This is a genomic window from Pseudomonas sp. Z8(2022), assembly GCF_025837155.1.
Classification (GTDB): Bacteria; Pseudomonadota; Gammaproteobacteria; order Pseudomonadales; family Pseudomonadaceae; genus Aquipseudomonas.
Window position 1 is genome coordinate 558,819 of sequence record NZ_CP107549.1, and the last position, 14,013, is coordinate 572,831.

The 14,013-nt window shown below is 62.8% G+C and carries 10 protein-coding genes; 3 read left to right on the forward strand and 7 right to left on the reverse strand.

Features of this window, described 5'->3' with window-relative positions; genetic code table 11:
• Positions 1-5: 5 nt before the first annotated feature.
• From OEG79_RS02600 to rpsU, 4 genes are all read right to left on the reverse strand, one after another.
• The gene (locus OEG79_RS02600) at positions 6-3,740 is read right to left on the reverse strand and encodes a bifunctional diguanylate cyclase/phosphodiesterase (RefSeq protein WP_264147330.1); all 3,735 of its coding nucleotides are present in this window, start codon (positions 3,738-3,740) and stop codon (positions 6-8) included.
• A gap of 149 nt (positions 3,741-3,889) precedes the next feature.
• Entirely contained in the window at positions 3,890-5,737 is a 1,848-nt protein-coding gene (gene rpoD / locus OEG79_RS02605) for an RNA polymerase sigma factor RpoD (RefSeq protein ID WP_264147331.1), read from the reverse strand.
• A 67-nt stretch (positions 5,738-5,804) separates the two neighbouring features.
• Positions 5,805-7,805 (reverse strand): DNA primase, encoded by a 2,001-nt coding sequence (gene dnaG, locus OEG79_RS02610; RefSeq protein WP_264147332.1) that lies wholly within the window; start codon positions 7,803-7,805, stop codon positions 5,805-5,807.
• A 147-nt stretch (positions 7,806-7,952) separates the two neighbouring features.
• Positions 7,953-8,168, reverse strand: coding sequence for a 30S ribosomal protein S21 (gene rpsU / locus OEG79_RS02615; protein WP_003290642.1), 216 nt, complete (start codon positions 8,166-8,168; stop codon positions 7,953-7,955).
• Positions 8,169-8,371: 203 nt separating this feature from the next.
• Between rpsU and tsaD the strand changes: the two genes are divergently transcribed.
• Positions 8,372-9,397: a tRNA (adenosine(37)-N6)-threonylcarbamoyltransferase complex transferase subunit TsaD gene (tsaD, locus tag OEG79_RS02620; RefSeq protein ID WP_264147333.1), complete on the forward strand. Its 1,026-nt coding sequence runs from the start codon at positions 8,372-8,374 to the stop codon at positions 9,395-9,397.
• Between the two features lie 42 nt (positions 9,398-9,439).
• Here the strand turns inward: tsaD and plsY are convergent, their stop codons facing one another.
• Positions 9,440-10,009: a glycerol-3-phosphate 1-O-acyltransferase PlsY gene (gene plsY, locus OEG79_RS02625; protein ID WP_264147334.1), complete on the reverse strand. Its 570-nt coding sequence runs from the start codon at positions 10,007-10,009 to the stop codon at positions 9,440-9,442.
• 74 nt (positions 10,010-10,083) lie between these two features.
• Between plsY and folB the strand changes: the two genes are divergently transcribed.
• Together folB and folK are read left to right on the forward strand one after the other, a co-directional pair.
• Positions 10,084-10,440: a dihydroneopterin aldolase gene (gene folB / locus OEG79_RS02630; protein WP_264147335.1), complete on the forward strand. Its 357-nt coding sequence runs from the start codon at positions 10,084-10,086 to the stop codon at positions 10,438-10,440.
• Complete coding sequence (folK, locus tag OEG79_RS02635; RefSeq protein ID WP_264147336.1) at positions 10,431-10,964, forward strand: 2-amino-4-hydroxy-6-hydroxymethyldihydropteridine diphosphokinase; 534 nt, start codon at positions 10,431-10,433, stop codon at positions 10,962-10,964. Before folB ends, folK begins: the two co-directional genes overlap by 10 nt.
• 154 nt (positions 10,965-11,118) lie before the next feature.
• On the opposite strand, the gene OEG79_RS02640 is transcribed toward folK, so the two are convergent.
• Positions 11,119-12,348: a multifunctional CCA addition/repair protein gene (locus tag OEG79_RS02640; protein WP_264147337.1), complete on the reverse strand. Its 1,230-nt coding sequence runs from the start codon at positions 12,346-12,348 to the stop codon at positions 11,119-11,121.
• Between the two features lie 98 nt (positions 12,349-12,446).
• Positions 12,447-14,012 carry a SpoVR family protein gene (locus OEG79_RS02645; RefSeq protein ID WP_264147338.1) on the reverse strand — a complete coding sequence of 522 codons (1,566 nt, stop codon included), beginning with the start codon at positions 14,010-14,012 and terminating at the stop codon, positions 12,447-12,449.
• Position 14,013: the final 1 nt, after the last annotated feature.

The window sequence follows — 14,013 nt, forward strand, 5'->3', positions numbered from 1 at the left end:
GCGGATTATACCGGTGGGTTCTCGTCAGCGCCAACCGCTTGACCTGGCGGGAGAAATTTCCGCGCGAAGGCTTCGGCCGAGAGGGGGCGACTGACCACGTAGCCCTGGATCTGCAAGCAGCCTTCGGCGGCGAGGCAGAGTTCCTGGGCCTTGGTTTCCACGCCTTCGGCGATCACTGTCAACTGCATGCTGTTGCCCAGAGCGATGATGGCGCGGGTGATCGCCAGGTCATGCGGGTCATCCGGCAGGCCGCGGACGAAGGATTTGTCGATCTTCAGCACGTCCAGTGGCAGGCGTTTGAGGTAGCTGAGCGAGGAGTAGCCGGTGCCGAAGTCGTCGATGGCCAGCTGCACGCCGAGCTGCTTGAGGCGGTGGAGGATTTCCAGCGCATCGTCGGCCTGGTTCATGATGAAGTTTTCGGTGATCTCCAGTTGCAGCAGTTGTGGCGCCAGATTGTGGTGTTGCAGCAATGCTCTGATGCGTGCTAGCAAGCCGGGTTGGTGCAATTGCGCACCGGCAAGGTTGACCGATAGGGCGCCAAAGCCGAGGCCGCTTTCCTGCCACTGCTGCAGCTGGCGGCAGGCCTGTTCCAGCACCCAGTCGCCCAGCGGCAGGATCAGCCCGCTTTCTTCGGCCACCGGGATGAAACGATCCGGTGGAATCTCACCGAACACCGGGTGCGGCCAGCGCACCAGTGCTTCGGCGCCCACCAGGCCCTGGCTGCGCACGCAGAACTTGGGCTGGTAGTGCAGGCACAGTTCGTTGCGTTCGAGGGCGCGGCGCAGCTCCTGCTCCATGGCCATGCGTTCGTTGACCTGGAAGGTCAGCGAGCGGGTGTAGAACTCGTAGCGGTTTCGCCCCTTCGCCTTGGACTGGTACATGGCCGTATCGGCGTTCTTCACCAGGGTGGCGACATCCAGGCCGTCCGCGGGATAGAGGCTGATGCCGATGCTGGCACTGATGAAGAACTCGTGATCGTCGAGCTGAAACGATGCGCCGAAGCAGGCGAGAAGCTTCTGTGCGACCTGCTCGGCATCATTCGGCTGATGCAGGCCGGGCAGCAGGATGATGAACTCGTCGCCGCCCAGTCGAGCCACGGTGTCGATATCGCGCAACTGCCGTCTCAGGCGTTCGGCGATGGCTCTGAGCAACTGGTCGCCGACCGGATGGCCGAGGCTGTCATTGATCTGCTTGAAGCGGTCGAGGTCGAGGAACAGCACGGCACCAAGCTGGTCGCCGGTACGCGTGCCGTCCAGGGCGCTGCGCAGGCGGTTCTCGAACAGCAGGCGATTGGGCAGACCGGTCAGTGGGTCGTGGTGGGCCTGATGGTCGAGCCGCGCCTGAGCGTGCTTGAGGCTGGAGATATCGGCGAACACACCGACGAAGTGGGTGATCTGGTTGTCGCTGTTGCGCACGGCGCTGATGGTCAGCCATTCCGGGTACAGCTCGCCGTTCTTGCGCCGGTTCCAGATTTCCCCCTGCCAGTGCCCGTTGGCAGCCAGGCCGTGCCACATGGTGGCGTAGAAGGCGTTGTCGTGCTGGCCGGAGGAGAGCAGGCTGGGGCGCTGGCCGAGGACTTCGGCCTCGCTGTAACCGGTGATCAGGGTAAAGGCTCGGTTGACCGCGGTGATGCGCTGTTCGAGGTCGGTGATCATCACGCCTTCGGCGGTACTTTCGAAGACGGTCGCGGCCTGTTGCAGTTCTTCCTGCATCTGCTGGCGTTCGGTGATGTCGCGGGCGATGGTCAGCAGGCATTCCTCGCCATTGATCGACAGCGGCTGCGCGGAGAGTTCGCACAGGCGCAGGTGGCCGGCCCGGGTGCGTACCGGGGCGATCATGTCGCGCACGACGCCATGCTCGTGAACGGCCTGCACCATGCGCTCACGGTCTTTCGGATCGGCCCAGATGCCCAGGCTGAGGGTGCTCTGCTCGCCGACCTGGTCGTTGCCGTAACCGGTGATGCGGCTGAAGCCTTCGTTGGCTTCGACCAGCAGGCCGTCGCGCAGGCGGGTGATCAGCAGGCCATCGGGCGAGGCGTGGAAGGCCTTGGCGAACTTCTCCTCGGATATCTGCAGCTGCTGCTGGGTGCTTTTGAGCTGGGTGATGTCGCGTACCACCACCACCACTGCCTGCGTGTTGTCGAGCAGGAACGGGCTGGCGGAGATGAGCCCGGTGAACAGGCTGCCGTCGGCGCGGCGAAAGGGCATTTCCAGGTTGTGCAGACTGTCGTCCTGCAGGCGCAGCAGCAGGCTCGGGCCGATGCCGGGTACGCCCCACAGGTCGAGTTCGGTGGCGGTTTTGCCGATGGCCTGTTCGAGGCTGATACCGGTCTGCTCGGTGAAGGCGGTGTTGACCTCCAGCAGCACTCCATCTGCCTGACGCGCAATGACCAGCAGATCCGGGCACTGCTGAACCACCGAGGCGTACTTCTGTTCCGATTGGCGCAGTGCGTGCTCGGTCTGCTTGGCTTCGCTGATGTCGATCATCAGGCCGCGAACTACCTGCTGCTCGCCCCGTTGCAGCAGGGTGGCGATATCGCGCACCCACACCGTACGGCCGTCGGCGGCGAGCAGACGGTATTCCAGCGCGTGATCATTGCCGGTCGAGCACTGATCGAGGCGGTTGCGCAGCGTGCGCTGCTGGTCGTCGGGGTGCAGGTGGCGTTGCCAGAAACCGGGTTCGAGCCACTCGCTCAGGGGGTAACCCAGGAGCTTTTCCGCATGAGGTGAAACATAGGTGTAGGTAAGGTCGCTCGACTCGGTTTCCCAGGTGATGGCCGAGAGGCTTTCGACCATGTCGCGAAAGTGCTGCTCGCGGCTGCGCAGTTCCTGTTCCAGCGCCTCGCGGTTGCGCATCTCGCATTTCAACCGACGGTTGACGCTGAGGATGATGGCAATGATCGCCAGCAGGCCGAGTACGGCTGGCAGGCCGTAGAGCAGGGCTTCATGCCAGGCCTTGCGTGTGTCCAGCACGCCACCGACCCACGGATCCTGCAGCGCGGCGATTTCTTCGGCGCTGAGTTCGGCGAAGAGTTTGTCGAGAATGCCGATCAGCACGTCATGCCCGCGTGGTGCGGCCATGGCCAGCTGATAGCGATAGGGCGTCTCACCGCTGATGTAGAGACCATCGAGTTTCAGTTGGCGCAGACTCCAGACGCTGGAAGCGAGATCGCCGACCATGGCGTCGGCCTGGTGGGTGGCCAGCGCCTGCAGCGCGGCAGCGACGTTCTGCAGCGGTACCAGGTTGAGGTCGGGATGTCGCTGGCGCAGCAGTTCATGCGTGGCGTAATCGCGGACCACTGCGACCTTGAGCCCATACAGGTCTTTGAGCTGCTTGGGCTGCGGGCCGCCGTCGCGGGCCAGGATGATGAGCGGGAAGTCCAGGTAGGGGCGGGTGAAGGTCAGGTATTCCTGGCGTTCGGTTGTCGACATCAGCCCGGGAAGCAGGTCGACCTGCCCCTGGCGAGCCTGTTCCAGCACCGCGCTCCAGTTGTCTTGCTCGACGGCCCGAAAGGTCACGCCAAGACGGTTTTCGATCAGGCGCACGTAGCCGGCGCTCAGACCCTGATACTGGCCCTGTTCGTTGCGGAATTCGAAAGGTGGCCAAGAGACATCGACGCCCAGAGCCAGCTCGGGGTTGTCCGCCAGCCAGGTGCGTTCATTCTCGTTGAGAGTCAGGGCCAGGGCGGGAGTCATCCCGTAAGCCAGACACAACAGCAAAATGGCCGGCAGGCGGGGCATAACGGCCTCGTTTCAGAATCGATATGGTCGCAGTGTAGACCGGTCGATGCGCAGATGGCAGTTTGATTGCAATGCTCTGCGTTGGCGCCATTTTTCGAGGCATGCCGGCCCGGAAAGCAGAACCCCCGGACTGGCCGGGGGTTTTGGTATCACTCGTCGAGGAAGGAGCGCAAATGCTCGCTTCGCGTCGGGTGACGCAGCTTGCGCAGTGCCTTGGCTTCGATCTGGCGGATACGTTCGCGTGTGACATCGAACTGCTTGCCCACTTCCTCGAGGGTGTGGTCAGTATTCATGTCGATACCGAAGCGCATGCGCAGAACCTTGGCTTCACGGGCGGTGAGGCCAGCCAGTACTTCGCGAGTGGCTTCCTTGAGGCTTTCGACGGTGGCCACGTCGATCGGGGACTGCATGGTGCTGTCCTCGATGAAGTCGCCAAGATGCGAATCTTCGTCGTCGCCAATCGGGGTTTCCATGGAGATCGGCTCTTTGGCGATCTTCAATACCTTGCGGATCTTGTCCTCGGGCATTTCCATGCGCTCGCCCAACTCTTCCGGAGTGGGCTCGCGACCCATTTCCTGCAGCATCTGGCGGGAGATGCGGTTGAGCTTGTTGATCGTCTCGATCATGTGCACCGGAATACGGATGGTGCGCGCCTGGTCAGCGATCGAGCGGGTGATCGCCTGGCGGATCCACCAGGTGGCGTAGGTCGAGAACTTGTAGCCGCGACGGTATTCGAACTTGTCCACCGCCTTCATCAGGCCGATGTTGCCTTCCTGGATCAGATCGAGGAACTGCAGGCCGCGGTTGGTGTACTTCTTGGCGATAGAGATCACCAGACGCAGGTTGGCCTCGACCATTTCCTTCTTGGCGCGGCGAGCCTTGGCTTCACCGATGGACATGCGACGGTTGATGTCCTTGATCTCGGCCAGGCTGAGATTGGTCTCGGCTTCCAGGTCGGCCAGCTTCTGCTGGCAGCGCTGGATGTCGGCCTGCAGGTTGCCCAGGGCTTCGGCGTACTTGGCCTTGCCCTTGGCCAGGTCGGCGGCCCAGTCCATGTCGACTTCGTTGCCCGGGAACAGGCGCAGGAAGTCGGCTCGCGGCATGCGTGCATCACGTACACACAGCTGCATGATGGCGCGCTCTTGCGCACGCAGGCGGTCGAGAGCACCGCGCACCTGGCTGACCAGGGCGTCGTACTGCTTGGGCACCAGCTTGATCGGCATGAACAGCTCGGCCAGTGCGGCCAGCTCTTCAGTGGCCTGCTTGCTGCCACGACCGTGCTTCTTCAGGGCCTTCTGGACTTTTTCCTGCTGCTCGGCCACGGCGTTGAAACGGCGGGCTGCCTCTTCCGGGTCCGGGCCGCCATCGCCTTCTTCTTCCTCGTCGTCGCCGCTATCGTCTTCTTCTTCGTCGTCGCTTTCTTCAGCGGCGGCGCCTTCCTTGACGGGAACGGGGGCTGCGGCTTCGTCAGGCACGCTGCCGTCATCCGGGTCGATGTAGCCACTGAGGACTTCGGCCAGGCGGCCGCCTTCGGTGGTGACGCGGTTGTACTCGGCGAGGATGCCGTCGACAGTGCCGGGGAAGTGAGCGATGGCGCTCATGACTTCGCGGATGCCTTCCTCGATGCGTTTGGCGATTTCGATCTCGCCTTCGCGGGTCAGCAGTTCCACGGTACCCATTTCGCGCATGTACATGCGCACCGGGTCGGTGGTGCGGCCGATATCGGTTTCAACGGCGGCGAGGGCAGCAGCGGCTTCTTCGGCTGCAGCCTCGTCGGTGTCGGCTTCGGCCAACAACAGGGCGTCCGCATCCGGAGCACTCTCGAATACGTTGATCCCCATGTCGTTGATCATGCGGATGATGTCTTCCACCTGTTCCGGATCGGAAATATCTTCCGGCAGGTGGTCATTGACCTCCGCGTAAGTCAGGTAACCCTGCTCGCGACCACGGCTGATCAATTCTTTCAAACGAGACTGCTGTTGCGCTTTTACGGACATAACACCCTATCCACTGAAGGTCTTGGCGGGCTGAAAACAAGCCGAGGATTATACCTTGGTTTTGACTTTAGGCGCCAGTTGGGGACTTGCTGCTCGGCGAGGAGGTGAGGCTGTAATGCTCTCTGAGCAACGTCTTTTCCTCGTCTGTGAGCTCGCTGGGGCTTTTATGAATGATGCTGCGGAGCGCCTTTTCACGCCGCCTCTGCGATTGACTGTGTGCAAGTGTAGTAATGGTGTCGAAAAACTGCTGTTCAAGGTTGTCTCCCTGAATCAGCCATTCCTTTTCCGCCAGCGCCCGTAGCAGGCGACCCTGTTCGGTGCCGTGCCAGCGGGCGATCAGTTGCAGCGAACGCAGGTTGGGCGTCTTCTGCAGGGCACCGACCAGCGCTACCAGAAGTTGCGCGTAGGTGTCCTCTTCGTCGGCGAAATGGCTGACATCTTCGACTTTCTGCGCAAGGTGCGGATGATGCAGCAAGGTGCGCAGGGCGATCAGATGTGGTGATTCGACGCTCACCGCGGTGCGCGGGGCACGTGGCGCGAAATCGCCCTTGCCCTTTTTGCTCCACTTTCCGCCGTCTTTCTTCCAGCTGCCTTTGCCGCCTTCGTTATTGCGCTCGTAGTACTGCTGTTGGGGTGGGGCGGGCTGCTCGTAACCGCCAACGTCCGGCAGGCTGTCGTAGTAGGCGCTGTCGGGAATGTCGCCGTAATCCGGGTAATCGCTGCTGGGAGGATGGCTGGGTGTGCTCGGTGCATGGCTGCGTGGTGCACTGGCAACCTGGTTCATGGCTTCGCCGGAAAGACCGGTGATTTCGCTCAGGCGCTGACGCATCAGGGCGCGTAGGTTGTTGCCGGGAATCTTCTCGATCAGCGGTGCGGCCAGGGTGACCAGATGCGCCTTGCCTTCCAGCGAGCGCGGGTCGGCTTCTTCGCAGAGTTGCTGGAAGAAGTAGTCGGCCAGCGGCTGGGCATGCTGGTTGATGCGCGCGCGGAAGGCATCGGTCCCTTCGGCACGCACCAGAGTGTCCGGGTCCTCGCCTTCGGGCAGGAACAGGAAGCGCGCGCGGCGACCGTCCTGCAGGCTCGGCAGGGTCGACTCCAGGGCGCGCCAGGCAGCGTTGCGCCCGGCGGCGTCGCCGTCGAAGCAGAACAGTACGCTGGGCACGATGCGGAACAGACGCTTGAGGTGTTCTTCGCTGGTGGCCGTGCCCAAGGTTGCCACGGCGTTGCGCAGGCCCTGCTGGGCCAGGGCGATGACGTCCATGTAGCCTTCGACCACCATGATCTCGTCGAGATCGCGGTTGAACTTGCGCGCTTCGTACAGGCCGTAGAGTTCCTGACCCTTGTGGAATACCGGGGTTTCCGGCGAGTTCAGGTACTTGGGCTTGTCGTCGCCCAGCACGCGGCCGCCGAAGGCGATAACCCGGCCGCGAGTGTCGCGGATGGGGAACATGATGCGGTCGCGGAAGCGGTCGTAGCGCCGGCCGTTCTCGGCGTTCTCGATCAGCAGGCCGGCATCGATCATGACCTTCTGCTGCAGGGCGTCAGCGCCCAGGTGCTTGAGCAGGTTGTCCCAGCCGGGTGGAGCGAAACCTATGCCGAAGTCGCGGGCGATTTCGCCGGTCAGGCCGCGGCCCTTGAGGTAATCCACGGCGTACTTGCGCTGTGGGTGGCTTTTCAGGGCCTGGCGATAGTGTTCGGCGGCAGCATTGAGCAGCGGGTAGAGTGGCGAGTCGACAGGCTGTCTGGGCTTGTGGCCGCGACCGCTTTCCTCGCGTGGCACCTCCATGCCGGCGCGTTTGGCCAGTTCCTCGATCGCCTGGGGAAACTCCAGTTGATCGTGGTCCATGACGAAACCGAGGGCATTGCCGCCGGCGCCGCAGCCGAAGCAGTAGTAGAACTGTTTGTCCGGGCTGACGGTGAAGGAGGGGGTCTTTTCCTTGTGGAAAGGGCAGCAGGCGCTGTAGTTCTTGCCGGTCTTCTTCAGCTGGATGCGCGAACTCACCACATCGACGATATCGGTGCGGTTGAGCAGGTCATCGATGAAGGATTGCGGGATCAGGCCAGCCATAGATGCTCAGCATACTGTCCGGCGCAAGCGCTGGACAACGGATGGGTAGAAAAGCAAAAACTCCGCTCACTCGCTAAGGCGCGAGGCGGAGTCTTTAAAATGCAATGCCCGGCCGAAGCCGGGCATTCGAGCGTTGCGTGTACGCTATTAGTACAGGCGAACGCTGCGGCGCTGCTCGCGCTGCACTTTCTTGGCGTGACGCTTAACAGCGGCAGCGGCTTTGCGCTTACGCTCAGCGGTCGGCTTTTCGTAGAATTCGCGGCTGCGAACTTCAGCCAGTACACCGGCTTTTTCGCAGGAGCGCTTGAAACGACGCAGGGCTACGTCGAAGGGTTCGTTCTCTTTAACTTTGACGGCTGGCATCCAGGTCGTACCTATCTTTAATTACCGGTTTCAACGCATGCCCGGCAGGTGGCTCGGGGTGCGTCGGTTTTCAAGGGTTGCGGATGTTACCGTCTCGCCGCGCGGAATGCAAAGCCCTTAGGTCGAAAAGCGCTGGTCGCTCCGCCGGGCGGCGCTTATCATGCGCGCCTTTGTTCCACGCGGCAAACCAAGGTTCAAGCTCTATGCTCGTACTGGGATTGGAAACTTCCTGCGATGAAACCGGCGTCGCGCTCTATGACAGCGAGCGTGGCCTGCTGGCTGACGCCCTGTTCAGCCAGATCGACCTGCACCGAGTGTACGGCGGCGTGGTGCCTGAATTGGCCTCGCGTGATCACGTCAAACGCATGCTGCCGTTGATCCGCCAGGTACTGGATGAGGCGGGCAAGCAGACCGCCGATATCGATGCACTGGCCTACACGGCGGGCCCCGGTCTGGTCGGGGCGCTGCTGGTGGGTGCGTCCTGCGCGCAGGCACTGGCCTTTGCCTGGGGCGTGCCGGCCGTCGGCGTGCACCATATGGAAGGTCATCTGCTGGCGCCGATGCTGGAAGAGCAGCCGCCGGCCTTTCCTTTCGTCGCCCTGCTGGTGTCCGGCGGCCACACCCAGTTGGTGCGGGTCGATGGCATCGGGCAGTACCAGTTGCTCGGCGAGTCGCTGGACGATGCCGCCGGCGAAGCCTTCGACAAAACTGCCAAGCTGATGGGTCTGAATTATCCCGGTGGTCCGGAAATCGCCAAGCTGGCCGAACAGGGCACGCCGGGGCGCTTCGTCTTCCCGCGGCCGATGACCGACCGTCCGGGCCTGGATTTCAGTTTCAGCGGCCTGAAGACCTTTGCCCTGAATACCTGGCAGCAATGCCGTGACAACGGCGACGACCTCGACCAAGCCCGTCGCGACATCGCGCTGGCCTTCCAGCAGGCGGTGGTCGAGACTCTGACCATCAAGTGCAAGCGTGCGCTCAAGCAGAGCGGGTTGAAAAGCCTGGTCATCGCCGGTGGCGTGAGTGCCAACAAGGCGCTGCGCGAGCATCTGGAGCGTATGCTCGGCGAGATGAAGGGCAAGGTGTTCTATGCGCGGCCGCGTTTCTGCACCGACAACGGCGCGATGATCGCCTATGCCGGTTGCCAGCGTTTGCTGGCCGGGCAGCACGAAGACCTGGCGATCAAGGTGCAGGCGCGCTGGCCGATGGATTCGCTGCCGGCGATTTGATGCCAGGAGCGGCTTCAGCCGCGATTCGTTGCCACCGAATGCTTAAAAATGCCGTTCGCGACCGGCGAACAGATCACGCAGATTGCTGCGGTGACGCCAGACGATCAGTCCGGTGAGCACGCAGGCCGGTAGCAAGGCCGCAGGCTGTTGCCAGGCCAGCAGTGGCAGCGTCAGTGGTGTGGCGATCAGCGATGCCAGTGAGCTGGTGCGAGTCAGCAGGAATAGCAGAGCCCAGGTCGCCAGGGCGAGCAGGGCGGCCGGGGCATAGAGGCCGAGCAGCATGCCGGCGGCAGTGGCCACGCCCTTGCCGCCACGAAAACGAAAGTACAGCGGGTACAGATGGCCGACCACGGCCGCCAGACCGATCCAGGCCTGCTGGTGCAGGTTGAGGCCGAAGAGTTTGGCGATCAGGATCGGCAGCAGGCCCTTGAGCAGGTCGCCGATCAGGGTCAGCACGGCGAGTTTCTTGCCGGCCACGCGCAGCATGTTGGTGGCACCGGGGTTGCCCGAGCCACTGGCACGTGGGTCCGGCCTGCCAGCGAGTCGGCTGAGCAGGATGGCGAAGGACAGCGAACCGAGCAGGTAGGCAAGGATTGCCAGAAGCCAGAACATGGTGGCCATTCCAGGGCATGGGATGGCCCGATTCTAACGAGGTGCAGCGCCCTTGTCGTGGCGCGGAGAGTGCGGTGGACAGAGTATTTATCGAGGGGCTGGAAGTCGACACGGTGATCGGCGCCTACGATTGGGAGCGCGACATTCGCCAGTGCCTGCGTCTCGACCTGCAGATGGCCTGGGACAACCGCCCGGCCGCAGCCGATGACGATCTCGACCTGGCGCTCGACTATGCCTGCGTGTCCACGCGTATCCAGGCCTTCGCGGCCGAGTCGCAGTTCATTCTGGTCGAGACCTTCGCTGAGCGTCTGGCGCAGCTTCTGATGGATGAGTTCAACATTCCCTGGGTTCGGCTGAAACTGACCAAGCCCGGTGCAGTTCCGGCCGCACGTGGCGGCGTGGGTGTGGAGATCGAGCGCGGATGTCTGTGACTCGGGTCTTTCTCGGCCTCGGCAGCAATGTGCAGCGCGAGGCTCACCTGTGTGCCGGGCTCGATGCGCTGTCTGCTCTGCTCACCGATATGCGCTGCTCGCCGGTTTTCGAAAGCCACGCGGTGGGCATCAAGAGCGGCAACTTCTTCAATCTGGTGGTGGTCGGTGAAACCGAGCTGCCGCTGCTGGAGCTGGATCGCCGGCTGAAATTCATCGAGGCCGATAACGGCCGCTATGCGCCGGATCGCAAGGGCCTGCCGCTGGATATCGACGTGTTGCTGTATGGCGAGCAGGTAGGCAACTTCAACGGCCTGATCCTGCCGCGTGCGGAAATTCTCAAGAACGCCTTCGTGCTCTGGCCTTTGGCCTTGCTCGCACCACAGGTATGTCACCCGCTCGACGGTCGGTCATTCGTCGAACTGCGGACGGCGCTGCAGATCGATCAGCAGCTGTGGCCTGTTGCCTTCCAGTGGCGCGGTGCCGAGCTGACACCGGCCGAGTTGCTACAGGCGCGCTCTTCGTAGCCCGGATGCAATCCGGGGGAACGGACGCTGGGAATGTCCCGGATTGCCTCCGGGCTAAGGGTTGGCATTGACCGGTAGGAGCGGACTTTCCACGAAAAGGTGGGCCGCGGAGCTGTGATGATCGCGGCTGAAACGGAATGCCGCCCAGCCGCTCCTACGAGGCGTGCTGCTCTTTGTAGGCCTTCAGTGCCTGCAGGCGCTCGCGATTGAGCGCCTCGCCCAGCTCCGCGCCCTTGAATCCCTTCTCCAGTAGCGGCTTGACCGCCACCTGCCTTGCTGCCTCGGCGGCGCCCAAAAGGTAAGCGGCTTGCGGGTAGTCGCGCTGCTCCAGGCCCTGACGGCCGCGCGCATCCATCTCACAAGCTGCAACGAACTCGGTGAAGCGCTGCGGGCGGCGGAATACATCGAAGCGCTGCAGCAGCTCAAGCAGCGTCGAGGGGCGAAGTTCCAGCGCTCGGTGGCCGTGGGTATGGAATTCACCCACCAGCATTGCCAGTTCGGCGCAGTCGCGCGGCGCCTTGCAGCGCTCGTTGATCGCCTGGATCAGGCGCAGCCCCTTGTGTTCATGGGCGATATGCCGCGGCCATTCGGTTTCAGGCGTCAGGCCCTTGCCGACGTCATGCAGCAGGCAGGCCCAGCGCACGTTCAGCGGCTGGTCGTGTTCCGCGCACTGGCGCAGCACGCTCAGCACATGCACCCCGGTGTCGACCTCGGGATGGTGCGCTACCGGCTGCGGCACGCCGAACAACTTATCCACTTCCGGCAGCAGCGCAGCCAGCGCGCCGCAATCGCGCAGCACCTGGATGAACACGTCGGGGCGCGGCTCCATCAGTGCACGGGAAGTTTCCTTCCAGCTACGTTCGGCGGTGAGGTGGCTCAGCTCGCCAGACTCGGCCAGCTGACGCATCAGTTCGAGTGTTTCTGGCGCAACGCTGAAACCGAGTAGCGCATAGCGTGCGGTGAAGCGGGCGACGCGCAGTACCCGCAGCGGATCTTCAGCGAAGGCCGGTGATACATGACGCAGCAGGCGGGCCTGCAGATCCCGCTGCCCGCCATAGGGATCGATCAGCCGGCCCTGGTCATCCTCGGCCATGGCGTTGACGGTCAGGTCGCGGCGGATCAGGTCTTCTTCCAGCGTGACATCGGGGCTGGCGTGAAAGGTGAAGCCGCCATAGCCGCGGCCGCTCTTGCGTTCGGTCCGCGCCAGGGCATATTCCTCGCCCGTCTGCGGGTGCAGGAACACCGGAAAGTCGGCGCCCACCGGGCGGTAGCCGAGCTCCAGCATCTGTTCTGCACTGGCGCCGACTACGACCCAGTCCACTTCGCTGACGGGACGGCCGAGCAGGCGATCACGCACTGCGCCACCGACTTTGTAGATCTGCATGTCTGTTCCTCCACTGAGCGCAGAGGATACCGAAGATCTTCAGGGAGCGCCGCGCGCACCGGTTGCCTGATAGCGCAGGCTGCCTGGCCGGCAATCGATCAGATGGGCGGAATGATCAGGTCCAGTCGCGGGTATTCGCTGTCGTTCTCCGCGTTGCCACGTGGCGGTACATGCTGGGTGGTGATCAACTGGTCGCCTTGGCATACCTCCAGGTGGATATCGAAGCCCCACAGCCGATGCAGGTGCTTGAGTACCTCGCCAGTGGAGTCGCCCAGTGGTTTGCGGTCGTGCTGCTGATGGCGCAGGGTCAGCGAGCGATCGCCGCGGCGGTCGATGTTCCAGATCTGCACGTTGGGTTCGCGGTTGCCCAGGTTGTACTGCGCGGCGAGCAGCTCACGGATGGTGCGGTAGCCGGATTCGTCATGGATGGCGGGCACCACCAGCTCGTCTTTCTGGTCGTCGTCGAGGATGCCGAACAGCTTGAAGTCGCGGATCACCTTGGGCGAAAGGAACTGCAGGATGAAGCTCTCGTCCTTGAAGCTGGTCATGGCGAACTTGAGGGTGGTCAGCCAGTCGCTGCCGGCGATGTCCGGGAACCAGCGTTTGTCCTCTTCGGTCGGGTCTTCGCAGATACGGCGGATGTCGCGATACATGGCGAAGCCCAGCGCGTAAGGGTTGATGCCGCTGTAGTAGGGGCTGTCGAACGGCGGTTGGTAGACCACGCTGGTGTGCGACTGGAGAAATTCCATCATGAAGCCGTCGGTGACCAGGCCTTCGTCGTACAGGTCGTTCATCAGGGTGTAGTGCCAGAAGGTGGCCCAGCCTTCGTTCATCACCTGGGTCTGGCGCTGCGGATAGAAGTACTGGGCGATCTTGCGCACGATGCGGATCACTTCGCGCTGCCAGGGCTCCAGCAGCGGCGCGTGTTTCTCCAGGAAGTAGAGGATGTTTTCCTGCGGCTCTGCGGGGAAGCGTTTGCTGTCCTTCTCGCTGCTCTTGTCGGCACTCTTGGGAATGGTGCGCCACAGATCGTTGATCTGCCTCTGCAGGTGTTCTTCGCGATCCTTCTGGCGGCGCCGTTCCTCTTCGGCAGAAATGGGGTAGGGGCGTTTGTAGCGGTCGACGCCGTAGTTCATCAGCGCATGGCAGGAGTCGAGCAGCTCTTCCACGGCGTCGATGCCGTAACGCTCCTCGCACTGCATGATGTACTGCTTGGCGAACACCAGGTAATCGATGATCGAGCTGGCGTCGGTCCAGGTGCGGAACAGGTAGTTGCCCTTGAAGAAGCTGTTGTGGCCGTAGCAGGCGTGGGCGATTACCAGCGCCTGCATGCAGATGGTGTTTTCCTCCATCAGGTAGGCGATGCACGGGTCGGAATTGATCACGATCTCGTAGGCCAGGCCCATCTGACCACGCTTGTAGCCCTTCTCGGTGGCGAGGAAATGTTTGCCGTACGACCAGTGGTGATAGCCCAGCGGCATGCCGACCGAGGCGTAGGCATCCATCATCTGCTCGGCGGTGATTACCTCGATCTGGTTGGGGTAGGTATCCAGCGCGTAGCGCTCGGCGATGCGTGCGATTTCCCTGTCGTACTGGCGGATCAGGTCGAAGGTCCATTCCGATCCGGTGGAGATCGGCTCGCGCTTTCTGTTGCTGGCATTCATG

Bases quoted from the DNA above. Each gene is read 5' to 3' on its own strand.
- OEG79_RS02600 (WP_264147330.1), bottom strand. From the start codon at position 3,740: ATGCCCCGCCTGCCGGCCATTTTGCTGTTGTGTCTGGCTTACGGGATG.
- rpoD (WP_264147331.1), bottom strand. From the start codon at position 5,737: ATGTCCGTAAAAGCGCAACAGCAGTCTCGTTTGAAAGAATTGATCAGC.
- dnaG (WP_264147332.1), bottom strand. From the start codon at position 7,805: ATGGCTGGCCTGATCCCGCAATCCTTCATCGATGACCTGCTCAACCGC.
- rpsU (WP_003290642.1), bottom strand. From the start codon at position 8,168: ATGCCAGCCGTCAAAGTTAAAGAGAACGAACCCTTCGACGTAGCCCTG.
- tsaD (WP_264147333.1), top strand. From the start codon at position 8,372: ATGCTCGTACTGGGATTGGAAACTTCCTGCGATGAAACCGGCGTCGCG.
- plsY (WP_264147334.1), bottom strand. From the start codon at position 10,009: ATGTTCTGGCTTCTGGCAATCCTTGCCTACCTGCTCGGTTCGCTGTCC.
- folK (WP_264147336.1), top strand. From the start codon at position 10,431: ATGTCTGTGACTCGGGTCTTTCTCGGCCTCGGCAGCAATGTGCAGCGC.
- OEG79_RS02640 (WP_264147337.1), bottom strand. From the start codon at position 12,348: ATGCAGATCTACAAAGTCGGTGGCGCAGTGCGTGATCGCCTGCTCGGC.
- OEG79_RS02645 (WP_264147338.1), bottom strand. From the start codon at position 14,012: ATGAATGCCAGCAACAGAAAGCGCGAGCCGATCTCCACCGGATCGGAA.